The organism is Lysinibacillus pakistanensis (genome assembly GCF_030123245.1).
In the GTDB taxonomy this organism is placed as follows: Bacteria; Bacillota; Bacilli; order Bacillales_A; family Planococcaceae; genus Lysinibacillus; species Lysinibacillus pakistanensis.
In genome coordinates this window covers 1,805,089-1,829,396 of the sequence record NZ_CP126101.1, presented here as the reverse complement: position 1 = coordinate 1,829,396, position 24,308 = coordinate 1,805,089, and the positions used below count along the sequence as shown (strand labels likewise).

At 33.9% G+C, this 24,308-nt stretch carries 23 protein-coding genes; 10 read left to right on the top strand and 13 right to left on the bottom strand.

All coding sequences use genetic code 11. The features are described 5' to 3' along the window. Positions 1-17: 17 nt before the first annotated feature. The 3 genes from QNH24_RS26275 to QNH24_RS08665 form a co-directional block, all read right to left on the bottom strand. Complete coding sequence (locus QNH24_RS26275; protein ID WP_353051153.1) at positions 18-251, bottom strand: DUF1648 domain-containing protein; 234 nt, start codon at positions 249-251, stop codon at positions 18-20. A 269-nt stretch (positions 252-520) separates the two neighbouring features. Beyond that, complete coding sequence (locus QNH24_RS08670) at positions 521-1,342, bottom strand: alpha/beta fold hydrolase (RefSeq protein ID WP_283871652.1); 822 nt, start codon at positions 1,340-1,342, stop codon at positions 521-523. Positions 1,343-1,440: 98 nt separating this feature from the next. Beyond that, complete coding sequence (locus tag QNH24_RS08665) at positions 1,441-2,229, bottom strand: tyrosine-protein phosphatase (protein ID WP_283871651.1); 789 nt, start codon at positions 2,227-2,229, stop codon at positions 1,441-1,443. A 169-nt stretch (positions 2,230-2,398) separates the two neighbouring features. Here QNH24_RS08665 and QNH24_RS08660 point away from each other — a divergent pair, with 169 nt between their 5' ends. Then, entirely contained in the window at positions 2,399-2,998 is a 600-nt protein-coding gene (locus tag QNH24_RS08660) for a TetR/AcrR family transcriptional regulator (protein WP_283871650.1), read from the top strand. 127 nt (positions 2,999-3,125) lie between these two features. On the opposite strand, the gene QNH24_RS08655 is transcribed toward QNH24_RS08660, so the two are convergent. Beyond that, positions 3,126-6,176: a sensor histidine kinase gene (locus tag QNH24_RS08655; protein ID WP_283871649.1), complete on the bottom strand. Its 3,051-nt coding sequence runs from the start codon at positions 6,174-6,176 to the stop codon at positions 3,126-3,128. A gap of 1,303 nt (positions 6,177-7,479) precedes the next feature. Here QNH24_RS08655 and QNH24_RS08650 point away from each other — a divergent pair. Both QNH24_RS08650 and QNH24_RS08645 read left to right on the top strand, forming a co-directional pair. Beyond that, complete coding sequence (locus tag QNH24_RS08650) at positions 7,480-7,989, top strand: YwhD family protein (RefSeq protein WP_283872775.1); 510 nt, start codon at positions 7,480-7,482, stop codon at positions 7,987-7,989. An 11-nt stretch (positions 7,990-8,000) separates the two neighbouring features. After that, positions 8,001-8,237 (top strand): DUF362 domain-containing protein, encoded by a 237-nt coding sequence (locus QNH24_RS08645; protein ID WP_283871648.1) that lies wholly within the window; start codon positions 8,001-8,003, stop codon positions 8,235-8,237. 393 nt (positions 8,238-8,630) lie between these two features. Here QNH24_RS08645 and QNH24_RS08640 read toward each other — a convergent pair whose 3' ends face one another. The 3 genes from QNH24_RS08640 to QNH24_RS08630 all read right to left on the bottom strand — a co-directional run bounded on the left by QNH24_RS08640 (position 8,631) and on the right by QNH24_RS08630 (position 11,670). Further along, complete coding sequence (locus tag QNH24_RS08640; RefSeq protein ID WP_283871647.1) at positions 8,631-9,692, bottom strand: NAD(P)/FAD-dependent oxidoreductase; 1,062 nt, start codon at positions 9,690-9,692, stop codon at positions 8,631-8,633. Between the two features lie 140 nt (positions 9,693-9,832). Then, positions 9,833-10,786, bottom strand: a complete 954-nt coding sequence (locus QNH24_RS08635) for an alpha/beta fold hydrolase (RefSeq protein ID WP_283872774.1) — start codon at positions 10,784-10,786, stop codon at positions 9,833-9,835. 440 nt (positions 10,787-11,226) lie between these two features. Further along, positions 11,227-11,670 (bottom strand): GNAT family N-acetyltransferase, encoded by a 444-nt coding sequence (locus QNH24_RS08630; RefSeq protein WP_283871646.1) that lies wholly within the window; start codon positions 11,668-11,670, stop codon positions 11,227-11,229. A 448-nt stretch (positions 11,671-12,118) separates the two neighbouring features. Between QNH24_RS08630 and QNH24_RS08625 the strand changes: the two genes are divergently transcribed. The 6 genes from QNH24_RS08625 to QNH24_RS08600 all read left to right on the top strand — a co-directional run bounded on the left by QNH24_RS08625 (position 12,119) and on the right by QNH24_RS08600 (position 17,130). Then, positions 12,119-13,036 carry an ABC transporter ATP-binding protein gene (locus QNH24_RS08625; protein ID WP_283871645.1) on the top strand — a complete coding sequence of 306 codons (918 nt, stop codon included), beginning with the start codon at positions 12,119-12,121 and terminating at the stop codon, positions 13,034-13,036. Then, positions 13,033-13,785, top strand: coding sequence for an ABC transporter permease (locus tag QNH24_RS08620; protein WP_283871644.1), 753 nt, complete (start codon positions 13,033-13,035; stop codon positions 13,783-13,785). Before QNH24_RS08625 ends, QNH24_RS08620 begins: the two co-directional genes overlap by 4 nt. Positions 13,786-13,797: 12 nt before the next feature. Continuing rightward, a complete protein-coding gene (locus tag QNH24_RS08615) occupies positions 13,798-14,529 on the top strand; it encodes an ABC transporter permease (protein ID WP_283871643.1) in 732 nt (243 codons plus the stop codon). Between the two features lie 19 nt (positions 14,530-14,548). Next, positions 14,549-14,899: a YxeA family protein gene (locus QNH24_RS08610; RefSeq protein ID WP_283871642.1), complete on the top strand. Its 351-nt coding sequence runs from the start codon at positions 14,549-14,551 to the stop codon at positions 14,897-14,899. 101 nt (positions 14,900-15,000) lie between these two features. After that, on the top strand, positions 15,001-15,714 hold the full coding sequence (locus tag QNH24_RS08605) for a response regulator transcription factor (protein ID WP_283871641.1): 714 nt from the start codon (positions 15,001-15,003) through the stop codon (positions 15,712-15,714). After that, positions 15,715-17,130: a sensor histidine kinase gene (locus QNH24_RS08600; protein WP_283871640.1), complete on the top strand. Its 1,416-nt coding sequence runs from the start codon at positions 15,715-15,717 to the stop codon at positions 17,128-17,130. Between the two features lie 199 nt (positions 17,131-17,329). On the opposite strand, the gene QNH24_RS08595 is transcribed toward QNH24_RS08600, so the two are convergent. The 3 genes from QNH24_RS08595 to QNH24_RS08585 all read right to left on the bottom strand — a co-directional run bounded on the left by QNH24_RS08595 (position 17,330) and on the right by QNH24_RS08585 (position 20,840). Beyond that, positions 17,330-17,839, bottom strand: a complete 510-nt coding sequence (locus tag QNH24_RS08595) for a YfiT family bacillithiol transferase (protein WP_283871639.1) — start codon at positions 17,837-17,839, stop codon at positions 17,330-17,332. Positions 17,840-17,927: 88 nt separating this feature from the next. Beyond that, the gene (gene scpC, locus QNH24_RS08590) at positions 17,928-19,448 is read right to left on the bottom strand and encodes a succinyl-CoA:acetate CoA-transferase ScpC (protein WP_283871638.1); all 1,521 of its coding nucleotides are present in this window, start codon (positions 19,446-19,448) and stop codon (positions 17,928-17,930) included. A gap of 504 nt (positions 19,449-19,952) precedes the next feature. After that, positions 19,953-20,840, bottom strand: coding sequence for a LysR family transcriptional regulator (locus tag QNH24_RS08585; RefSeq protein ID WP_283871637.1), 888 nt, complete (start codon positions 20,838-20,840; stop codon positions 19,953-19,955). 105 nt (positions 20,841-20,945) lie between these two features. Between QNH24_RS08585 and QNH24_RS08580 the strand changes: the two genes are divergently transcribed. Continuing rightward, complete coding sequence (locus QNH24_RS08580) at positions 20,946-21,743, top strand: sulfite exporter TauE/SafE family protein (protein WP_283871636.1); 798 nt, start codon at positions 20,946-20,948, stop codon at positions 21,741-21,743. A gap of 426 nt (positions 21,744-22,169) precedes the next feature. On the opposite strand, the gene QNH24_RS08575 is transcribed toward QNH24_RS08580, so the two are convergent. The 3 genes from QNH24_RS08575 to QNH24_RS08565 all read right to left on the bottom strand — a co-directional run bounded on the left by QNH24_RS08575 (position 22,170) and on the right by QNH24_RS08565 (position 24,075). Continuing rightward, positions 22,170-22,811, bottom strand: coding sequence for an HAD family hydrolase (locus tag QNH24_RS08575; protein WP_283871635.1), 642 nt, complete (start codon positions 22,809-22,811; stop codon positions 22,170-22,172). Between the two features lie 27 nt (positions 22,812-22,838). Then, positions 22,839-23,240 carry an NUDIX domain-containing protein gene (locus QNH24_RS08570; RefSeq protein ID WP_054770348.1) on the bottom strand — a complete coding sequence of 134 codons (402 nt, stop codon included), beginning with the start codon at positions 23,238-23,240 and terminating at the stop codon, positions 22,839-22,841. A gap of 283 nt (positions 23,241-23,523) precedes the next feature. Next, complete coding sequence (locus tag QNH24_RS08565) at positions 23,524-24,075, bottom strand: sporulation initiation factor Spo0A C-terminal domain-containing protein (protein ID WP_283871634.1); 552 nt, start codon at positions 24,073-24,075, stop codon at positions 23,524-23,526. Positions 24,076-24,308: the final 233 nt, after the last annotated feature.

Genomic DNA, 24,308 nt, shown 5'->3' with positions numbered 1-24,308 from the left:
GACTTTGTTGACAATCTTTATATTGCCAGCCCAATTAACGGTAGATGGAGAATAAAAAAGAAATAAAATAAAAAATATGTTTGCCAATGCAATTGCCTTATTAAATATGAGAATATCATAAGAGTAGGAAAAATAAAGACACCCATATATTTAGTTATAGAAATATCTACATGTTGCAAAGCATTAAAGTGAATCGGTATTTTCTCTGGAACAAACCACAGTGCAATTACTGCGAAAATAAAAGCAAAAATAATAATATAAATTTGTATTTTTTTATTAAAAAGCCATTGATGGTGATAGCTTCTAATATCCTCAAAATAACCTCCCCTTATTTATTAACTAATGTCTTTTTCCCAATCAAAAAAGAGATTCCAACCATAAATAAACACAGGTATTTTTTTTTGAACTTAAGTACAAACGTACTTTAGCTAAAAATTTATACTTTGTCAATGCTATATTAAATATTTTTCTACAGTAAAACAGCCAAATGTAAATCTGGCTGTTTCAAATTTCTTATGATTTATATGCCATTAAATTTCTCTATGAATGGAAGAATCGCTTGTAATACCGCATTTTTATCCTCTATATGCAATGTATGCCCTGCATGCAATAGTTTAATATGCTTCGCATGAGGTAAAAGTCTTAAAGCTGTTTCTACATCTTCATCCCTTATAATAGCTTTAAGTTCTGGATTACCTTGTAATATTAATACGGGACATTTAATCATCGGTAGTAAATAATGAATATCATATGACTTAAATGTATCTTCAAATTCATCGACCATAGCAATTATTACGTTGGAATCTGTTAACAAAACACTTTTTATCATAAATTCCATTAATGCAGAATCTTTTTTATCTTGTTGTATTTTATTTTTTCCTACTCTCAATTCTCCTTTATGCTCTTTAAAATTTTCTTTAAATGCCTGCCACTTTTCTAGGCTTTTAGAACTTTCCCTTAATACTTCTAAATTTAAAGGCGATTCTCCAATTATTAACCCTTTCACTAGTTCAGGATAATATGCCGCTATTTGAATGCCAATCATACCGCCAAGAGAATGACCAAAAATAATCGGGGGCTCAGAAATTGTTTCTTTAATAAATTGGACAACATCAGTCACATAATCTTTCAGGCTATACTTTTCAACATTCTTATCCGAGTTACCATGTCCTCTTAAATCAAGGGCATAAATACATCCGTATTTCTCTAATTCAGGAATAATTGTCACAAAGGCTTCCCAACTTGAAATGCCACCATGGAGTAGTAATATCGGTTTTCCCTCTAATTTAGTTCTCACATAAAATAAACGAATATCCTTTGTTTGGAAGTAATTCTTAAACATATTCTCACTCATTTCAAATATTTTATGAAGAACATATGACTTTTAACGTTCTATTAGTCATATAAAAATTAAATAAAAAACTGTTTTAAACAGTGTATTTATTCAAGTAGCATATTTTTTAATTTTGATAAACACTCTTTCTTTATACCACAACCCTCATATAAATAATTTTCTATATCACCATATTGTTTAATGATTTCACGATAAACATCTTCTAAATATTCTTTTCGAACTTCTAGCATTGGTTTTATTTTCTCTGAAGATACTTGGAAAAGGCTCATCCATTTAATCATTTTCTCCACTTTTTTCATTTTAGGTTCAATTAGATGATTAGAGTACAAATATTCTTCCATTACTTTATGATATGGAACTCCAACCAGCAATTGTATTAGCGCAGAAATGAAACCAGTTCGATCTTTCCCCCCAGTACAATGAATTAAGGCAGGCAAATGATTTTGATTAGAAAGCGATGTAATCACTTCATTAATTTTTGAATTGTTAATAAAGGCCATATTGTAGTACATTTCTTTCATCATTATTTCAAAATTTATTGAGTTTGATTTACTTACTAGAAATTTGAAGAATTCAAAACGTGTGAATTCTTGACTTCTATCTTGAATAGAAATGTTCATCACCTTTATAGCTTGTTCTGATAAGATTTTACTAGGCTTTGATTTTCTTTCTTGGTCTGTTCTTAAATCACAGATTAGTTTAATTTTAAAATCATTAAATATATCTATATCTTTTACAGAAAGCCTTGATAACTCATCAGAACGAAAAAGGATACCCTTTTTCATTACCCTTCCATCATTTGTTATAAAACCCCCAATGTCTCGGAAATTATAAAGTCCATCAAATTTAACCAGATTTTCTCCAATAGCAATCATATTCTTCTCCTTAATTTTTCAATTCTAAATTTTTATGACTTTAAAAGTCTATATAGTCATAAAAATAATAAAGATAACATCATTTTTATTTTGACTATATATGGTATAGTATAAATTAGACGTGACTATAAATCCACAAAAAGTCATATAAAATTAAAGGAGATACTCAATGCCAAAATTTACTGATAACGAAAAGGAGCACATTAAACAAGATCTTTTGACAAAAGGTCGTAATATTTTTATTAAATACGGTCTCGCAAAGACGAGTATTGATGAAATCATTAGAGAATGTGGTATTGCCAAAGGAACTTTTTATAAATTTTTCAATTCTAAAGAAGAGCTTTATTATGAAATATTAATAAATGAAGTAGAAATTCGAGAGGAAGTTCTTAATGAACTGTTTCGAAAAAACCTTACATCAAAAGAATTGTTACATTCATTCTTTCATTTTTCTTTTGATTCAGTCGAAAAAAATCCTTTTCTACAACAAGTTTTTCAAAATGATGAACATGATCGACTGTTGCGTAAATTACCAGCCCAAATGTCAGAGTTTAATCAAATGAATGCAATGAGAGGTATTGAGGCGGTTAATTTCCTAATGGAGCAAGGGACATTGCCAAAAAATGACCCTAGAGTGATTGTAGGAATTATGCAGGCCGTTATGACATTACGTTTACACAAAAGTGAAATAGGTGACGATATTTTCCCTATTGTGAAAGATAAGATTATTGAATTTGTAGTAGAAGGATTATTAAAAGAAAAAAATTAATATATGCTATATTACAGAAATATTCCACAAAGCTTTAAAAGTACCACAATCCGAAAATTGTGGTACTTTTTCATTTCCTTTTGTAATTTGAAATTGAGACGGTCATCTAATCATTTGCTTAGTTTGTTCATGCTCCACCGCCCTCAGGTAATAAAACAACAATCGTTGTCCCCTTTCCTTCCTCACTGTATAAACGTAAACTAGCATTTTTTATTAATTTGAATTTTTTTAAAGGATTCATAAATCCAATCCGTGTGCTTTCTTCGTTTATCAGCTGCTGTAGTTTTTCCTCAGGCATACCTACTCCGTTATCATAGATTTTGATTCGGACTAATTGTCCCTCCCTTTGGACACTTACCTCAATGGTTCCTCCCTCTTGTTTTTTAGAAATACCATGGAAAACAGCATTTTCCACTAATGGCTGAATGGATAAAGCAGGAATCATTAATTGAATGGATTCATCAATATCATATTTGATACTTAATCGATCACCAAAACGCATCTTTTCAATATATAAATATGCTTTTACAAGCTCCATCTCTTCTTCAACAGAGACAAAGCTATTTCGATAATGGACATTAAGCTTTGCACGGAAATAGGTTGTTAAACAATATAGTGCTTCACGAGTGTTGTCCATATCTGTATAGCTTAAACCGATAATAGTATTAAGCGTATTATAAACAAAATGTGGAGTAATCTGAGAATATAAATAATTCATTTCTACCTCTATTGCATCTATTGAAGATTGTCGAACAGCTAATAAAGATTCGATGCGAATAAAAAGTTCATCCATCGAAATAGGCTTCTGTAAATAATCATTTGCACCGACTTTTAAGGTTACCAATAAATCAGAATGCTTCATAATCGCTGTTAAGGTAATAATAGGTAGCTCCAGCATATCAAATTGTTTACGTACTCGTTTACATAGCTCATATCCTGACATCCCATTCATCATTAGATCGATTAACATACAATCTACATGATTAGTTTTAATATAATCTATCGCATCAAACCCATTATCGACTGCAATAACTGTATATCCTTTAAGTGGTAAAGCATCAGCTAAAGCTTTTATATTGACATGGTTATCATCCACTACAAGTATTTTTTTACTATTCCCTTTATAGATAAGTGGTAATTGTAACTGTATTTCAGTAATAGTATCAGAGGCAATTGTAGCCGATTGCTCTATGCTCAGATGTTCGCCAGTGGCAAGTGGCATTGTAAATGTAAATGTAGTACCTTGCCCTATCATACTTGAAACATGAATATCGCCATTTAATTTTTCAACAATATTTTTAGTAATACTTAAGCCCAAACCGAGCCCTTCCCTATTTTGATGATTATTTCCTAGATAGAAGGCATTAAAGATACGATCTAAATCTTGTGCTGGAATACCACAGCCTGTATCACTTACTTGGATGACCATCTGCTGTTGATGGACAAAGGCTGTCACTTTGATTTCTCCAACTTCTGTATATTTCATAGCGTTTTGCAACAAATTATATAGAACTTGCTTAAAGCGTAACTCATCCGTGAATATATGAGGTAATTCTAAATCCACTTCAGCATTAACACTAACTTGGCTATTCTTTGACATCATACTACGAATTTCTACTACTACTTCATTAATAACGGATGGTGGGATACTACGTGGGGTAACCCTTACTTCTCCCGTCATTTGATTTGAAGAAAACAACAAATCCTCTACTAAATGTCCTAAACGCTGTGTGACATTATGAATTAAAATGACTTGCTCCTGTTGCGCTCGTTTTAAAGGTCCCTGAGCCCCTTCCATTAAGGATTTTGATAAATTCAAAATACCGTTAAGTGGTGTACGTAATTCATGTGAAGTTTTCAGTAGAAATTCATCCTTCATTTGGTTATGTGCCAGCAATTCTTCTGATAATGCTTGGATTTTCATAAAGGCTTGATTCGCACGAAAATTTAATAATGATGCAAACCCGAACAAAATCAGTAAAAATAACACAAATTCTGTATAATCTATAGGAATGCCCATTAAGAAATTTAAAGTGAGTAAAATTGAATAACAACAAATAGCTGAAATCACGATTAGAACATAACGAACACCTTCTAGTCGATGTAGCATAACCCTAATTAGAATCCATAGATTATAAAATACAACCGGTGCAGTAACACTGATATAAGCTATTTTTCTCCAGAACACCTCAAAATCTGAAGAGGCTCTTTGATTTTTTGTAATTGGATTGTATATACCGTAAAAAACAAATACCACACCAAGTAAAATGATAAGACAATATATTATTTTTCTTTTTTGTAGATGCGGATACATCGAATAGATAAATAGTGTCAAAGCTAGTAATGCTATTGGAATGATACCGAGCTGTAGACGCAATTGATCGACAGGTAGTATGTCTGAAACTAATAGAAAAAATACTTTTTGATTAATAAATGCCATATAAAACCCTAAAGAAATTGTAAAAAAACCAAAGAACAGCTCTTCTTTGCGTTTGCGATTTTGTATATATGTAAGAATATAAACGACCCCAATAACTATATGCCCAATACTTACTAATGCATCTATAAACACTTTCCAATTGTAATGCTGTTGAATGACCTTCTTCGTGCCAAATTCAATAGGATAAACGATACCAGGCTGCGAATAATTGTAGTTCGCTACATGGATGACAATGTCTAATACCTTATTATTACTGTGCGCAAATACTGTATATTTATCATCATTTTCAGATTCATATTCACTTAAGACTGTGCTTGCATTTCCTTTAGACCCAACCTCTACACCATTAATAAAAACTCGACTAGCTTGTCGGATAGATCTAATATATAAGCCATAAAATCCTTCTGTCGGCACATCTATTTTGACATGATAGGTACCAACAGCAAGTCCCTCTTTATTTCTCTCTACATACGTCTCCCAATTAAAGGGTACATGTAATGTCTCCTTTTTATTTTTGTAGTTTTCAAGCCTGTCCTTTGGAGGAATTAAGAGGTTTGGATAAAAAGCCCAATCCCCTTCTAGTTTTACTGGCTTTTGTAATTGCTCAGCATCTATCTTTACCAATCCTTCGTATACAATTTTTGGATGGGTATTGGAGAAATAATGCCAATTGCCAAGGGAAAAGACAATAACAAACAGCATGATAATACTCACAATGATTAGGATATTCTTTTTCATTATCATGCCTCCATAGTTCAGTAAATTCATATGTATAATTACAGCATATTGCTTACACTTTTTTTAATTAACACACTTTAAGTATTAAAGTGTCATGTTGTTGAAATACTATTATGTCAATGAAATCAAGGTGACAAATTAAAAAGTATAGCCCTTTTTCAAAACGAGGGGTTGATCTCCGTTCCGACTGAGTGCTTTCCTGGGGGCGTCCGATGAGCCGCTTGGGGCAACAGGAGGTTGGTCACGAAGGCGTTGTCACAGGACGTGACGATTTTAGCCTTCGTTCCCCTAATCTGCTCGCTCCAGGGTCTCATCTGTGACGCTGTGAATCCCGGAGGAGTCACTCAGTCTACACTCCAATCAACTATTGCTCATAGTATTTTCTATTTGCATTTCACATAAATGTGTAGTGATAAATTGAAGTATTAACCATCACTATTTTGTGCAAAAGTGGAGCTTTGATAATATTTTTCTATGCGACATCAATAAGTGGCTTTATATAAAGTTAGAAATTAGTTTTATGCATAAAAATAAAATGTAGGTTGACAACTATAGAATTGTACCACTATTCTATCTATTTAATGATAGTAAGTAATATGCTTTTACTTTACTTTTAAGGGAAGAAAATATTTAAAGTTCTACACTATTGCTGATTGGAGTGGAAGGCTACTCGACTCCCGTGGGATAGCGAGACAGACGAGACCCTGCACGGAGCGTCAGCGCAGGAAGCGGCTCGTCGCTCGCCCACAGGAAAGCGAGTAGCCTGGAACGGAAATCACCTTCATTTTGACTAAATATTCACAAAGGGTGCCTTGGCTATTTAGTTTTTCAACACTATGACACTTTAAGTATTAAAGTGTCTGTTCAAATCCTCATTATTTTTTGAATCTGAAAAAATGCTAAGTAACCCTAGCTTACTATTATCTTTTTGACATAATATACTTTAATATAACCTCCCTGAACAAAATCTGAACAAAGATTTTTTAATTTAATAAAATCCATTGCAGAATTTTTTGATTCTAAATCAAAGACAAGAACTAAACTTATATTTATTTAGCAATGAGAAGTGCCATTTATGAATAATATAAATGTAATTTTGTATATTAGCGAACTTCAACACAAAAGATCAGATTACAACTTTACCATTTCAAACAATTCAGACGTAAGCCTGAAGACAAGAAATGAGAATAAGTTGTATATTTTATTTATAAAATTATTAGGAGATTCTGAGTTTAGGGTTATTCGAAATAAACAAAATCCGGAAGTTAATCTAGAAATTCAAAATCGTATAAAGGTGATTTCTATGAAACAAAAAATGCATTTTACTATTTTAAGTAATGATTCAACAGATGGAGATGGAGGTTACGGAGTAGGTACCCTTGATTTAAATAATGTAACGCCTATTATAATAGATTGTGAAAATGAACACGTATTTATAGACTTAGAAGCTTTACATGGGCGAAGTATAATTGAAAAAAAAGTTCGATTTTCTCCAGATTTAGCTCATGCTAGTGACAATTATAATCGTTATTGGATTGTTTGGGTAGCTACTCAAATTGCTCAAAACGGACCTTTTTATGCGGGATGTACAGCAAGTGAAGTACGCGTATCAAAAGAAGAACGCCGAATTAAACTTGGCTATAAATCGTTGCCAGAACAAGTAAATTACTTGGATAAGGCACTTAAAGGGCAATTTATCCTGAATCATGTAGATATTAATTCAAAAAAATTACTTTATCAGTTTTTATCTGGATTTAATGAGGAGTACTGGAAACAGTCACCTGAAGAATTAAGACAACAACTATCTATTTAGGGGGATTTATAATGACTTTTGTAATTACAGAATTATGTAGGGATGAAAAAGCAGCTGTCTGTTTGGATGTCTGTCCTGTAAATTGTATTGTTTTGACGGATACCCAATATGTGATTAATCCTGATATTTGTATTGATTGTGGGGCATGCGAATTAGTTTGTCCAGTAGAGGCAATTTATTTTGAGGACGATTTGCCTACTGAATATAATTCGGCAACATTACTAGCACTTAATCATTTTAGAAATTGAAATGGAATCTGCTAATAGTTATGACTTACTATATGCAATGCCAACGACCTAACATCCCCCTCTCTTAAATCATTCAGAATTTTGAAATCCAAACTAGTTGATTTGAAGTATGCTTTAGAAAAATAAATAATATACAGACATAAGTGTTTTTAATAGAACATAGAAAAGAGCGTATTATGAAATAAATATCAAAATCAACCATAACATGCTCTTTAAGTATCTTCACTTGACTACCCTTCCCCCTCTCCCTTTCTAGTTTCAATACTGGCTTTTAAGATTAATGAGTGGGCATAGTCCATGTTTGTCAATCGTAGTAACACATTCTACACTTAGATGCTTATGTCGAATTGCTTTTGCCTTTTCTCGAATGATTAAAACTTGTTATTTAATTACTCATATTTCATTTACTTTGTAAAATCGAGATAGTCTACAACCTTCTAATTCTTCCAACTGCACATTATCTACGATTTCCTTCGCAATCAATCGACTAATAACTGGAGATAACGTAATTGCAGAATGCATAACTGCTAAATAAAGTCCTTTTACCTGATCGTGAAAACCGACAATGGGGTAACCGTCTTTTGGCATTGGCCTCATTCCTACTTTGATACTTTCTAACTCTAAATGTTCCCCATCTACCAAATCGTAGCGTAGGATTTCTAAAGCTCTTTTTCCAACCTCTTCTGGTCCATTTTCTCCATAGTCATCCAAATAATCTTCAGCAGCAATTAACGTAGTATCAGATAGCTGTCTTGCTTCAAATCTTGAATTAGAAATTAATGTGTGAATAAGCTTTTTTGAAGATTTCATTCGAATAATAATAGAAGGTGATGACTCAACAGGTACCTCAATACCAAGAGGCTTACAAAGCTCAGGTAACGCTGTGCCGTTTGCCAAAACGATTACGTCTGATTCTATAAAACCTTTTGAAGTATGTATGCCAACAACTTTAGCATCCTCCTTTTTAACTTGTGTTACTTTTGTGTCGAACAATATATTTACCCCATTTTCTTGGGCTTTCTTGAGTAAAAGATTCGTTAGAATATTAGGATCTACCGCACCTTCTTTAAAAGCATATAGAGCTTCCTTTGGATATTCTTTTAAATGAGGTTCTAAGTCCGATACTTGCTGGCCAGTTATTTTTTCTACATAAGATTTATTGATGTTTACAGGAATTCCCCATGAAAGGGAGCCGTTCCAATCGACCTTTAATTCTGGAATCTCTTTTTCCAATACGTGATATTCTGCTAATGATCCGCCATACAAATGTTGGAAGTTTTCTGGTACACGCCCTGAAGGATTAATCCAGGCAAAGGAATTTGATGTTACACCACAGCTAGCTTTTGAATGGCTCTCAACTAACGTGATATCCTTATTTACTTTTGATAGATTATAAGCAATAGATGCACCAACAATCCCTGCCCCAACAATTATTACCTTTTGATTTTTAGACATTGCATTCCCTCCTCGTTCTATTTGTATTACTTATAATATATGTTTAAACCTAGTTTATCTTCTATTAACAAAGTTGCAAATACAGCGTTGCATGATAATACTGGCTAGACAATTTAATTGAAACAAAACGATTACTACGCTTATTTTATTTGATCCATATACGCCCTGAAATGTTCTACAATTTCTTGTGCTTTGGTACGATATAAATAATGATCCCCTTCAAATGTCATCACTTTCCCATGTACAGAATCCTTTATTTGTTTTTGATGCTCTGGCACCCATCTGTCAGTGACTGGATGATTCTTTTGTATAAAGAAAATAACAGGAAGATTTTTTGGGAATGATAAATTTTTAGCTGCTTTAAAATTTTCATACATCATTTCAGCTTCATTTAACTGGCTAGGATTGTACATGTTTTTGTGCTTAAGAATTTTCAGTTGTTCTTTTGTTTTTTCATCATATGGTAGTTCGGCATATGGATCATCACTTAGCTTCACTTGCAATCTACCTAAACCCGAATTTTTTAGTAGTTTAATAGTTCTAATGATTGAAGAATCAATCTTTTTCTCGCTTATCGTTGGAACACTGCTATCGAGCCCAACAAATGCACTCACTTCATCTGGATATTTGTTCACATAATCTAGTCCGTAAAGACCCGAAATGGAGTGGCCCATTAGCATATACCGCTCAATATGAAGTTGCTGTAGAGCTTCATGTATTTCACTGACTATATTCTCTGTACTCCGTTCCTTCTCGGTTAAATCACTTAATCCATAACCAAAAGGCTCAATTACAACAACTTTGTAAAATGGAGATAGTTCATCTATTAGTGGTTTAAAATCAAGTGCTGGTGCTGCTGTTCCATAACCAGGTAAGAGCACGATGGTTTCTTTGCCTTCTCCTTGAATGAAGACATTCATATCCTTCCCGTCTACAGCTACAGGCTGACCATAAATATCTATTTTTCCTTGCTCGAATTTATTACAGACAATATTAACAATAAAAACAATGACCAGAAAAAGCGCTATTGCAATAACTATAACTCCGATTGCTTTAAGCATAAGAATGAGCGGTTTACCCATCCTCCTTTTCATTATCTCTTCTTTTAGTTTCACTCGTACCTTCTCCTTTTCTTAGCTATCCTATATGAGCATTAAGGATAGCTTATTGGACGAAGATATATTCTCTATGACGACAATATGAACGGAATATGAACAAATAAAAAATGTTACGTCGTTATATGCAAGAAAGCGCAAATGAGCCGTAACATTGGGAATACGAAAATGTTTAAAAATTCAAATGTATAGCATGAATTTAAATACTTTGTAGTTATCATTGGAAAAGTGATAATGATAGTCGTTCCTTAGTCAAGCCTTCTTTCCCATACGGATGTCGTCTTGATGAACTGATTAATAATTGCAAATCTTTAAACATACTATTTTTAAACTAGAAAATGCGATAAATGAATAGATGGTTTAATTATCAATTTTTTAGCGAGTAATTTAATTTATACAGTGAATATCTAGATTAAAATTTATTTCCTATACAACATTTCAATGTGCTCTATACCATCTTCCAAGTAAACTTCCGACACTGGCTCAAATCCTAAATCATTGTAAAACTTCAACAAATAGGCCTGTGCAGAAATCCTAATTGCCTGTTCTCCCAAAAAATCTGTCACAAAATTTATAGCATTTTGAACCAATTTCTTAGAAATGCCTTTCTTTCGATGTTCTGCTTTAGTGAGAACTCTGCCAATTGCAACTTCAGAATATGAAATATTTGGAGGTAGGATTCTTAAATAAGCGACTATTTCAGAATGATCTTCCAAGAACAGATGATAGGAAACTTCATCTTTTGAATCTAAATCTTGGAATATACATTGCTGCTCGACTACAAATACTTCTGCTCTTACTTTTAAAATTTCATATAATTCTTTTGTAGTTAATTGATTAAATTCTTTTATCTGCCAATTCATTATCTTCTTTGATTCTCCTTAACGATTTAAATTTAATTAATATGGCGTAATAGATCTATAACTAAGAGGTCAAAAAAACCCTTATTCGTATTTGCTTAATATATACTCATTTTGTTGTATTTGCAACATAAAATAAGTTATCACTTTATTTGGTTATTAAAACCTACTCTACTTCAGACCAAATATATCTAAAAAAGCAAGTGAAGCTATTATTAAATAAATCTTGTTAAAATATTTGGAGTGCTCCTCATGGCCATAAAAATATATGAAAGCTGATGATTCCTGTGAAGATCATCAGCTTTTCTCTTTTTTAAATTAAAGATTGCCCTCTAATTTAAGGGAATTAGTTATTTAAGGTTGCTGTAAGATTGCCTTTAGACTGTGGAAAGGTGATTTCATTAAAGTTGAAACTGAAAAAAATAAAAATTTGAATGGAGCTGGTTTTTACATGACTGCATCGGCTATTGTGCAAACGCAAAATTTATCCAAAAAATATGGGTCTTTTAATTCAGTAAATAGGGTTGATCTTCAAGTTCAAGAAGGAGAAATATACGGGTTTCTTGGACCAAACGGGGCTGGAAAAACAACCACGCTGAAAATGCTACTTGGACTCGTTAAACCTTCTGAAGGGACCATTAAAATTTTCGGAGAGAGCCTAAATAAAAATCGTCCTTCCATTCTACATCGAACTGGGTCGCTTATTGAGTCACCTTCCTATTATGGTCATCTTACGGGGCTTGAGAATATGAAGGTTATGCAACGGCTGCGAAACGTGCCCGATAAGAATGTAGATGAGGCGCTTCGAATCGTACGACTTGAAAATCATAAAAATAAAAAGGCCGAACAATATTCGCTCGGAATGAAGCAACGACTAGGGATTGCAATGGCCCTTCTCGCTTTCCCAAAACTGCTAATCCTCGATGAGCCAACGAATGGTCTTGATCCTGCAGGAATAGGTGAAATTCGAGAACTTATTAAATCCCTACCTACGAGTTATGGCATAACTGTATTGCTCTCAAGTCATCTGCTTTCGGAGATTGATCAAATAGCTACCTCAGTTGGTATTATTAGTGAGGGGAATCTACTATTCCAGGGTAAAATGGAAACCTTAAGAAAAAAAAGTAAAAGCTCCATTTTTCTTAAAACCGGGGACAATACCAAGGCTGAACATTTGCTACTTACCCAAGGCTTTTGTCCGGTTGAGAGTGACAGCTGGCTGGTGTTTGAGAATCTTATAGATACGAAGGTGGCAGAAATGAACAAATTTCTAGTCGATCATAATATTCCTGTCACCCGAATTGAGGAGCATAAAAAAAGTTTAGAGAATATTTTCTTAGAAATTACAGGGAAGGAGCGAAGTTTGTGATAACAACATTGAAGCTAGAATATTTCAAAATTCGTCGCAAAAAAATAGGGATGATGATTCTATTATTTCTAACTGTAGAAATCCTATGGGCTTTCATGTCTATTAGTCGTTCTATTGCGAGTAATCCCGAACATGCAATCTGGGAATCTGTGATATTTAATATATCCTCCATGAATGGGCTTTTTATGCCGATTATTTCAGCCATTGTCGTCTCTCGGATTTGTGATATGGAGCACAAAGGAGAGACATGGAAAATGCTTGTTGCTACCAATGTGAGCCGTGGTCATCTATATGTAGCGAAATATTTATGCGCCAACAGTCTTCTCTTATTAGGCATCTTAGCACAAACCTTACTCATGATTATGTTTGGGTTGATAAAGGAATTTCCTGGATCACCACCTATTGATTTTTTCACTAGATTTATTTTGGGTACTTTACTGACAACTCTCGCTGTCACAGCACTTCAGCAATGGATTTCTTTAGTTATCAAAAACCAAGCTTTTGCATTGTGTTTGGGAATGCTTGGGGGCTTTATAGGAATGACGGCTGGACTGTTCCCTGCTACTGCCAGACATATTTTTATCTGGTCTTATTATTTGGATCTTAGTCCGATTACTTATCTATTCTCGGCGTCTTCTAGTACCTATATGAAACAGCCTGTTGATTTCGTGATTATCGGAATAGCAGTTATTATGACCACCCTATTCTACATTGCTGGACGCATTCATGTTTCCAGGCAAGAAATCTAAGGAGGAGAGCTAATGAAAAGAAGTATTTATGCTGAATTTCTGAAATTACGGCATTCCCGGATTGGTTTTGTACTTGTTGTACTTCCTCTCATAAGTATGCTGATTGGATGTTTAAATTTTTATTTTAACCAGGGTGCTCTAACAAATGGCTGGTACAGCTTATGGACTCAAGTCAGCTTGTTTTACGGTGAGTTTTTCCTTCCTATCTTGATTGCTATTTGTTGTGCCTATGTATGCAGACTTGAGCATTTAAATCGAAATTGGAATATGCTAATGACCTCTCCTGTATCTGTTTCTAGTGTGTTTATCGCAAAATTGGTGGTTGTGAGCATTCTAATCTTGTTTGTACAAATGCTATTTATAGGCCTCTATTTGCTGGCCGGAATCTTGTTCACCATATCAGAGCCTTTCCCAGTAGAGACGATATCCATGACGATAAGAGGATGGTTTGCTTCTCTATCTATTATATCTTTGCAATTGGCATTGTCTTTACGAATCCGTAGCTTTGCTATACCAATTGGAATTAGTCTATGTGCAGTCTTTATTGGACTGGGTTTGTATATAGCAAAGTTAGGTTTATTTTTCCCTTACTCGTTACTCACTTTTGGTATGAGTGTATTGAATCAAGTGGAGATGACGGGTATACAGAACATTCTGTTTTGGGTGATGAATATGACTTTTATTGTAATTTTTGCGTCTATGTCAATTAATCAATTGAAAAATAAAGATATTAAATCATCCTAATGCCAAGGAGGAATTTGTGATGAAAAAAATATTATTAGTACTGGGACTCATGATTATAATTTCTGGATGCTTGTTAATGTTCCTCATGACTCCAGATAAGCTAATACCTGATAGCCCCGCTGGAAAAACAGTCTATTATACAAAGGTTATTGATTTCGGGGTTCTAAACGAAGATAAACGTTACGATTATAAGCTAACTGCCTACAATAAGAAAGGAAAAGAAAAAAAGCTTGAGTTTTCGGCGGGGAAACAATTGAGAGAAGAAGCATATCTCCAACTATATTATACGAAGCTTCGTGGCGTTACACATTGGGAAGAGGTTACTTTCGAGGAACTACCTAAGACGGTACAGCAGCTATATACAAAATAAAAGAATTTTATACTTCAATATAAAAATACCATCTAAAATAGAAATTAAAAAAGAGTTAATCATTTCCTTAAATATGTATAATTAAAATTAGGTGATGCACATTGGAGAATTTAAAAGAAAAAAAGATATTAATTGTAGATGATGAATTGGAAATGATAATAATGATTGAGAAATTTTTACGAAAAGAGGGCTTTTTTCGTATATATACTGCTGCCGATTTTGCCTCAGCTTTGTCGATTTGCCGAACAGTTAAGCCTGATATTGCGATTCTCGATGTTATGCTACCTGATGGTGATGGATTCTCACTTCTAACCTCTATTAGGCAGTTCTCTGAGATACCAGTGCTTTTTCTTTCTGCTCGAGGTGAGGATGAAGACCGATTACTAGGACTGGGTTTAGGGGCAGATGATTATATTGTAAAGCCCTTCCTGCCCCGTGAATTGGTTTTACGACTGACAGCAATTCTAAAAAGAGTCTATTCCTCTCCAGTAACAGAAGATTCAGCTGTCTTTCGATTGGAGGATCTAATCATTGATTTAGATAGCGCTGTTGTACAAAGAAATCAAGAAGAAATACCTTTGACAGCAAAGGAACATGCAATCCTTCAAAAGTTGTACAATAATAACGGGAAAATTGTCACTAGTGATGCCTTATGCCAGGCTGTCTGGGGAGACGACAGCTACGGTTACGAAAATACATTAATGGTTCATATGAGACGGATTCGTGAAAAAATTGAGCAAGATCCCTCTAAACCAACCCATCTTCTCACAGTTAGGGGCTTAGGATATAAATTACTACTGAAGGAGACAAATTAGGTGGAAGGGATATTTCGTATACTACGTCGATTCGTCACCGCAACCATCTTTATTTCAATATTTTTGCTTATTTTTAATTTCATTCTGCTAGGGACATTGGTGTTCAAAGAAATTAACCAGCAACCTTCTCCAGAAGGTGTGCTTAAGCAAGTAGCACTAGGATTGGACAAGCAAAACGACAGCTATAGTTTAAATGAGGATGCAGTAAAACTTCTGGAATATAATCAGTCATGGGTTATGTTGCTTGGTGAGGATGGTCATGTGAAATGGGATTATCATCTACCTAATGATGTGCCTCGACAATACAATCTTGTTGATGTAGCAAAGTTTTCTCGCTATTATCTTATGAAATATCCTGTCTATATTTGGGAGCACGATGATGGCTTAGTTGTGCTGGGATATCCTAAGGAAAGCCATTGGAAGTATCAATTTGATTTTCTTTCTAACTGGGTAAGTTCTTTGCCACTAAAACTTGTACTATTGCTATTCTTTAATGTGGCACTTGCTCTATTGATTTCTGTTGTAATTGGCACACGTCTGATTAGAAGAATACAACCTCTTGTAGAGGGTGTCCACAATCTTGCTAGAGAGGAAAAAGTACAATTGGATTCTAAAGGCTTATTTGGTGATTTGGCAAAAAGCATCAATTCCGCATCAGATAAGCTTCAAAAAAAGACGATTGCCTTGAAGGCAAGAGATGAAGCACGCTCCAATTGGATATCCGGGATTTCTCATGATATTAGGACACCACTTTCTATGATCTTGGGCTATGCAAGTGAAATGGAGGATAACTCAGACTTGCCAAAGGAGCAAAGGCATCAATCTGGTATTATTAGGCGGCAGGGTGAAAAGTTACGCTCACTTGTAAGCGACTTGAATTTGGTCTCGATGCTAGAATATGAAATGCAACCGTTGCATTTGAAGGATATAAGATTATCAGTTTTAGCAAGACAAGTTGTAGCAGATTTTTTGAATAACGGATTGGATGTGCGATATGACATTGAACTAAAATTAGCTGATGAAGCTATTAAAGTCAATGGAGATGAGAAATTACTACTTCGGGCAATCAGTAATCTTGTCAATAATAGTGTGCATCATAATCCTCAAGGCTGCAGAATCATTCTGGAAACCTTTCTATCTGAAGATTCTTCTAAATATTACTTTATTGTCAGAGATAATGGACGAGGAATTCCTCAAGAGCAATTGAAAGAGATAACCGAATTGCCTTATTCATCAAGAAGAAAGAAGAATGTTCAGCAAGGTCGTGGACTTGGGCTTCCAATGGTGGAACGGATTTTACAAGCGCATTATGGCCAGCTTATTCTATCAAAAGAAGAAAATCAAAGAGGTTTAGAAGTTATTATGGAATTCCCCATACAAACACAAAATGAGGATGGAGATTTAAAACAATATTAAACCCCAGTATTAACAATAAAAGCGTTCTCAATTATATCCAAATTAGAAAAAGTATAACCCCGCTCCAAATCTAGGACGGGGTTATCAATATGGTTGTAAAATTTTTAAAGGTAGATACTTCACAAACAATAAAATCAAATAACCAATAACATAGGCGAATACTACTTATTGAACCTAAGCCACTCCCATACAAATTGGATTACTGTGTTAATGCGATTTGTATGTGGGCTAGGTGATGCTCTTCGTGCCAAGCTAACTTTGCCATCTTCGTTGCAACTGTTATTTTACCGTTTGTCTGGTGGTTAAAAATTCGATCTAATTGAACTTCAGTTAAATTATTTCCTAAAAATACGATACGCTCATTTATTCCTTCTAGCATTTTAATTGAGGTTTCTACAGGAAGCATTGTATCTGGTTGAATCGCCCACTTTTCTTCATCAAAAGCTGGTACTATTGGATTCTCATCTGTTAAAGCTAGCTTCAAACGTTGATACATGTTCAACTGTGAATCTGCAATGTGATGAACAAGTTGACGAACTGTCCAGCCACCATCACGATAAGTTCTGCTTAATTCCTCTTCATTTAATGCCCCTACTGTTTCTCTAAGTCGAGTAGTATAAGTGTCAATTTTCTTTAGCCATTCTTGTATATTTAACAATGTTACTTTTTCAGGAACCTGTAGCTTGCCAATTGGGTATCTTACATCCATTTTTAGTCCCCTTCTCCCTATTTAACTTGATAGTCATTATTCTTTTGGATATTCATTTCACTGATAATAATAGATGTAACCCCGAATATTAATTTGTTACTTCTTTCTCTTCCATTAACATTGTTCCTTTTTCTATTAGATTTGTATGGAAAGAGAAAGCTTTTTTTAGAATATGTGGTGTTTGTCCGCCGACCTTCTCTTTCGCTTCTTCAAAGTAAGCACGTAATTGTGGTCTATACTTAGGATGTGCGATTTCGATAAGCTTTTCCGCTCTCTTTACAGGTGGAAGTCCACGAAGATCGGCATATCCTTGCTCTGTCACAATTATATCTACATCATGCTCTGTATGGTCAATATGCGATACGAAAGGCACAATCGTTGAAATCGCTCCATCTTTTGCTAGCGAAGACGTTACAAAGATGGTAATTCTAGCGTTTCGAGCAAAGTCCCCAGATCCACCAATACCATTCATAATTTTTGTTCCGTTAATGTGAGTTGAATTGACGTTTCCGTAAATATCTACTTCTATTGCCGTGTTAAAAGAAATCACGCCTAAACGACGAATAACTTCTGGATTATTCGAAATTTCTTGAGGCCTAAACATAATTTTATCTTTATATTTCTCTAAATCTTCTGCTAATGAATCAACACGCTTTTTCGAAAGGGAAAATGCAGTCCCAGCTGCAAATTTAACGATACCAGCATCAATTAAATCAAAGACACCATCCTGTAGTACCTCAGAAAACACTTCAAGATCTTTAAATTGAGAATTTTTCATACCATTTAAAACAGCATTCGCAACAGATCCTACGCCTGATTGCAACGGAGCTAATGACTCTGGTAATTTTCCTGCTGCTACTTCACCGGCTAAGAAGTCTAATAAGTGATTGGCAATTTGCTGTGTTTCTTCGTTTGGTTCAAATAATGGTGAAGGAACATCAGGCTGCTCTGATAAAACGATACCTTTTACTTTTTCTGGATCGACTTTGATGCCAATTTCTCCAATTCGATCTGAAACTTTATAAATTGGAATTTCTCTACGCTCACCTTGCTCTTTCTGTACAAAGATATCATGAAGACCTTCGTATGCTTTAGGTGCCGTAGTATTAATTTCAATAATAACGTTTTCAGCTTTTTCTATAAAAATTGGTGAATTTCCTACAGATCCAGTTGGAATAATATAACCTTCTTCAGTAATTCCAGCTGCTTCGATAATGGCATAGTCAATTTTTCCTAATGTTCCTTTTCTTACTTCCTCTGCAGTATGTGATAAATGCTGGTCAATGTAGTATATCTCACCTTTGTTGATTTTCCCACGCATGACAGAGTTTCCTTGGTAGGGAACACGTAAGTTAATGATCTCTGCCTCTGCCATAGATTGGTCAGCAGTTGGCCCTAATGAAGCACCAGTATATAAGTTGACTTTGAAGTTTTCATTCTTTCCCCGCTTTGAAAGTGCAAGTGGAAATTCCTTTGGCTCACCGAATAATGTAAATCCACTCATTCCAAGGTTCATTCCATCTTCAATCCAGGAAGCTGCCTCCTCTGCTGAAACAACCTTGTCCAAAAATGCTGTACTTCTAATGAATTGACTTAAATCTTTTTGCATAAATAATCACCTCGTCATTGTTTTGTGTTACTTTTTTACTTTGTAAATTTTTGGAGTCGAAAAATTCTTGACACTATTACTAATCAAAACTCACTTTTCATTGTTTTTGCATGAGTTTCTTGTCTTCATTGTAAAAAGAACTCATTCATTCGTCTATCACATGATTTCTATGATAATGATAGAAAAAAACTATAATATATAATTGTGTAAAGAAGTTTGTCTATCTACAAAGGTTACAAGTGTTCCTGTCACTGCTGCTTCGTTATTGAAGATCTCTCTGTCAGATAAGATTAATTTTCAAACAGGCATAACCATTTTCTCTCATAAATAGTACATGTATATTAGGTATATATTATAAACACTTAAATTATATACATACGCTCAAAAAATATTATCGCAAGTGCTTAAGAAACTCAGAAACGGCAGCAAACACTATATACCCTTGTAACCCCCTTCAATCCCTTCGTTGCATAATTTCCAGAAATAAAAAAACTAAGCCAGAAGTTAAGAATCTGACTTCATTAAAAAATTTTTTAAATAGTGAATGAATGGATGTTCTCTCTCATCCATTCTTCTTGTACAAATATATAAACTTTGATTAATTTCGCCTTGCTGCACAAAGACCCGAGCAAGCCTTCCACATGCCAATGTTTCCGTTACGCTACAGGCTGGTACAAGTGCCATTCCATACCCCGCCTCAACTACCTTTATCGATTCAAGTAAGCCTTGCATTTGTAAACCGAATTTTGGTAATGGGCAATTATGGGTATAAAAAATAGCCTCTAACAAATCAAGAGTTGAACTACCTCTTTCCCTGTAAATAAAATCATGTTCACTTAACTCAAATATCGATACATCTTTATTTGCTAAAGGATGCATTGGATGAACAACGAACCAGAATGGGATATCGAGAATTTTCTCAAAGCTTAAATCTTCATGATTGATGTTACTTTGAACAACAAAGCCAAAATCAACTTCATAATTAAGCACACGTTGCTCAACAGATTGTACATTTCCTAATGATACATACACATCAATATTTGGATTTTCGAGTTTATAACTAGCAATTATTGGCGGTAAAATATAATTTGTTGAAATATAGGAAGAAGCAATTTGTACTTTCTCCTTTTTCTCTAAAAATGTTTTAAATTTATTATCAATTTGGTTTTCCAATTGAAACAAACGTAATCCTTGCTCATAAAGAAATTTCCCTTCAGAGGTTAGCTGAATTCCTCTCCCCTTACCTGTAATTAATTTAGCTCCTATTTCCCGTTCTAGTTTACGAATCTGAGCAGTGACAGCAGGTTGACTAATATGTAGTGAGCTTGCTGCATTTGTAATGCTCCCTTGCTCTGCGACTTTTGTAAAAATACGTAATGTATGTAAATTCATATTTCCACCCATTCATAACCTTATTTTATGAATAAACAATTTTAATGTATTTGTCTTACTACTAGTATAGCAGTAATTTAAATGTAGAAGTTAGGGGGGTTTTGTTTGGAAAACTTATTATTGGAATGGTTATCCACAGATGATCTTTTATTATGTGGAATTGGCATACTTGCTGCTATTATCGGTGTCATGTTTGGAGCAGCAGGATTTGTATTACTACCTGCCCTTTTATTAGTTGGGATACCTATTCACGCGACAGTTGCAATTAATAAATTTGCAACAGGAATATCTTCATTTTCGACAATTTTGGTACTTGTTTTAAAAAGAAAAGTTAAACTCAAAGAAATGCTGCCACTCATGTTATTTGCTGGATTAGGCGGAATATTCGGTGCTTTTTTCACAACAAGATTATTGGAACAAACGATGAATATAATTGCTTGCATTGTGTTAATTGCTATGTTTTTTGTTGTTTTAAAAAGCAAAAAAACTGGGTTAGTAAATGAACAATCAGACACTGAGCAACTAGTTTCTATGCAAGAAGGCAATAAAAAGCTAACTACTTTATTCGTCCCATTTTTTATAGGAACATACGATGGTGGGTTTGGGCCAGGATCAGCACTTTTAAACATCACATACTTTTTAAAGAGGCAATTTAATTATGTAAAGGCTGCTGAAATGACCCGCTTTGTGACATTTTCAAGTTGTATAAGTGCGTTTATATTTTATTTTTTTTATGGAATTGTTAATTGGGGTATTGCCATTCCGATTACTGTTGGCTCTATAATTGGTTCACACATTGGATTAAAAATTGTCCCTTATATCAAAGGAAGATGGGTACAAATTTTGCTTCCAGCTATTTTTCTATTACTAATTATTCAAGTTGTCTCTGATATGCTATTTTAATGTTTTATTTCTTTGCATGAGGATAATAAAAAATGTTCAATTTAAGCTGAATGCTATAACGTATGCTCAAGAATTACGTATGGTATATATTATAAAACCAAAATAAGGAATTTGAGATTATTTTTGTTTCTAAATAATGTGAAACACATTGAATATTTCTCAAATGTAATACACACTTTATAAAAACTTATAAACTGAGAAGTGCCTTTAATATGATTGAAGCAAATTTCTAACGAGGGTTCACCATGAACTATTGAACGCAATTTCGAACTAGGTCAATTTCACTCCTCAAATTTGAAGTGCTGAAAATCTACTACTTGTGACAGAAACAAAAAAACAGGCACTTACATTTAATCAGTGCCTGACGTTTATTTTTACCACTATTTGTTTGAGTAATATAACTCAGGAGTATTGTAGTCATATTTTTTAACAAACACTGTTAATACGATTAATGACTAATATATCTTTTGGTTTTTGTAATAAACCAGTTGGCAAAGCACTTTCTAACTTTTCTTTTTCTCCTTCCCCCCATAGTGCTCCAAAACCTTTAATACCAGCTGCTTTTGCAGCCAAAATATCTGTCGGTTGATCTCCAATATAAATACAATTCTTTAGGTCAACTTGTAGCTCTCTAACTGCTTTTAACAACGGTTCAGGATGTGGTTTATGCTCTTTACAATCATCTAGTCCTACAATAACATTAAAAAAAGGATAGAGCTTTGTTTTGTGTAGTTCCTGGACAACATATTTTTTATACTTTGATGAGACGATTCCCAATGTAGTCCCTCTACCTTTTAATTCAGTTAACACCTCGTAAATACCATTATATTCTCGAACTTGATTATTTACCATTTCGTAGTGTCTGAAGAATGATTCGAGTACCTCTATTTTTTGCCCACTAAACCACTCATCTATAATTCTAGTAATCGGTTTTCCTATTAAATAATTTTTTTCTTCATCAGTAAGTTGGCTCTTTCTCATCGCCTCTAAACAGTTACAGCATGCTTGAATATACAATTTCTCGCTATCATGCAGTGTACCGTCTAAATCAAATAATATAGTATCCATAATTCCTCCCTAGCAATTCCTTTTTCATTACAACTGTTTAAGAGCATAGTCTGTTGTAATCGTAATGTTTTCTGGTACATCCTTTATCGGGAACCATTGTACTTTTTCTAAAGCATGAGGCTCTTTATTTTGTACTTTACCTTTAATAATATGCGCAATGAAAGTAGGAGCAACATAATGAACATCTTCCGACTGAACAATATGATTTGTCACACATAGTAATCGTTCAATTTTGATGTCAATCCCGAGCTCTTCCTTAATCTCACGTATTACGGCGTTTTCTATTGTTTCCATATAATCAACTTTGCCACCAGGTAAACTCCAATGACCAGCTTCAGGCGATTTCTTGCGTAATACAAGTAAAATCTGGTTATTCTCATCTAATATAACTGCTCCAACCCCGACTTTTGGTAATTTTTCTTTTTCCATTAGTATCTCCTCTGCTTTATTCCCATTTTTAAAACATAAATTCTTAGTCTTATAAATATGTAAAAGATCCAACAAAATCAAAATTTTTCACCTTAACATATATTGCCAATAAAATGGTCACTCCTATTCCAGCTATTAAAGAGTTTGTTTTTATCATACCAGAAACTTTCCCTACCTAATAAAATTCATACTAAGAATAGTCACTTAAAAATAACCCAAATACTGCTTGTTAGTTACTATCTAAAATTCCATCTAGGTGTTCAGTTGAATTGTTTGATGTAGGTTATTCGTTATTGATACGAATAATATTAGCTAGGTAATTAATATACTCGCTATTTGTAGGTTTAATTGTTGTCTTAGTTTCCGGATATTCAAGAATTGATTCAAGGCTTCCTCTACTCCAACTAATTTCAATTGCATGACGAATAGCTCGCTCGACTCTACTAGCGGTGGTATTGTACCTTTTAGCAATATAGGGATACAAATCTTTCTTTTCTTTAGCAATAAGCGTAGGATTCTCATACGTTAGTGCAACAGCATCAATTAGATATTTATGACCTTTTATGTGCGAAGGGACACCCATATTAAAAACGAGATTTGAGATTTTTGCATCAATAATCTTAGGAGAAATTTCTGTGTACTTATTTAAATCTGGTTTCTTAGTAGGTTGGTTGAGTTGACTACTCTTCGCTTCTTTATAACCTGAGAAATACGCAAATTCGGTAAGGTCGTGAACCAATTCACTCATATATTCTGGGTCATTGTATTCTAGTGCCTTTTGCATGCGTTCAATTGTTTTTTCGAGCTTTTCTTTTGTCACTTGATTAATGTTCATTTTATCTACCTCTACTCCATCTAACTCTGGTAGTACTGGTCTGTTTAGGATTTCTACTTCAGGCGTTCGTTAATGTAAACTACTTTGGTAACTAAACATAACCACTCCAAGTTCTTTATATCGATATTCTTGTACTAATGTTTCAACCGGTTGATGTCAAATCATTAGCATCATTTTACAAGTTTTTTACTTTTTCAAGAAAGTACAGTTAAATTTAACATCCAAACTACTTC

Excerpts from the sequence above, each read along its gene's own strand:
- QNH24_RS08645 (WP_283871648.1), top strand. The coding sequence starts at position 8,001 with ATGACTTTTGTAATTACAGAATTATGTAGGGATGAAAAAGCAGCTGTC.
- QNH24_RS08570 (WP_054770348.1), bottom strand. The coding sequence starts at position 23,240 with ATGGAAAAAGAAAAATTACCAAAAGTCGGGGTTGGAGCAGTTATATTA.
- QNH24_RS08585 (WP_283871637.1), bottom strand. The coding sequence starts at position 20,840 with ATGAATTTACATACATTACGTATTTTTACAAAAGTCGCAGAGCAAGGG.
- QNH24_RS08660 (WP_283871650.1), top strand. The coding sequence starts at position 2,399 with ATGCCAAAATTTACTGATAACGAAAAGGAGCACATTAAACAAGATCTT.
- QNH24_RS08625 (WP_283871645.1), top strand. The coding sequence starts at position 12,119 with ATGACTGCATCGGCTATTGTGCAAACGCAAAATTTATCCAAAAAATAT.
- QNH24_RS08650 (WP_283872775.1), top strand. The coding sequence starts at position 7,480 with ATGAAACAAAAAATGCATTTTACTATTTTAAGTAATGATTCAACAGAT.
- QNH24_RS08615 (WP_283871643.1), top strand. The coding sequence starts at position 13,798 with ATGAAAAGAAGTATTTATGCTGAATTTCTGAAATTACGGCATTCCCGG.
- QNH24_RS08635 (WP_283872774.1), bottom strand. The coding sequence starts at position 10,786 with ATGAAAAGGAGGATGGGTAAACCGCTCATTCTTATGCTTAAAGCAATC.
- QNH24_RS08575 (WP_283871635.1), bottom strand. The coding sequence starts at position 22,811 with ATGGATACTATATTATTTGATTTAGACGGTACACTGCATGATAGCGAG.
- scpC (WP_283871638.1), bottom strand. The coding sequence starts at position 19,448 with ATGCAAAAAGATTTAAGTCAATTCATTAGAAGTACAGCATTTTTGGAC.
- QNH24_RS08640 (WP_283871647.1), bottom strand. The coding sequence starts at position 9,692 with ATGTCTAAAAATCAAAAGGTAATAATTGTTGGGGCAGGGATTGTTGGT.
- QNH24_RS08665 (WP_283871651.1), bottom strand. The coding sequence starts at position 2,229 with ATGATTGCTATTGGAGAAAATCTGGTTAAATTTGATGGACTTTATAAT.
- QNH24_RS08610 (WP_283871642.1), top strand. The coding sequence starts at position 14,549 with ATGAAAAAAATATTATTAGTACTGGGACTCATGATTATAATTTCTGGA.
- QNH24_RS08670 (WP_283871652.1), bottom strand. The coding sequence starts at position 1,342 with ATGTTTAAGAATTACTTCCAAACAAAGGATATTCGTTTATTTTATGTG.
- QNH24_RS08595 (WP_283871639.1), bottom strand. The coding sequence starts at position 17,839 with ATGGATGTAAGATACCCAATTGGCAAGCTACAGGTTCCTGAAAAAGTA.
- QNH24_RS08565 (WP_283871634.1), bottom strand. The coding sequence starts at position 24,075 with ATGAACATTAATCAAGTGACAAAAGAAAAGCTCGAAAAAACAATTGAA.
- QNH24_RS08630 (WP_283871646.1), bottom strand. The coding sequence starts at position 11,670 with ATGAATTGGCAGATAAAAGAATTTAATCAATTAACTACAAAAGAATTA.
- QNH24_RS08655 (WP_283871649.1), bottom strand. The coding sequence starts at position 6,176 with ATGAAAAAGAATATCCTAATCATTGTGAGTATTATCATGCTGTTTGTT.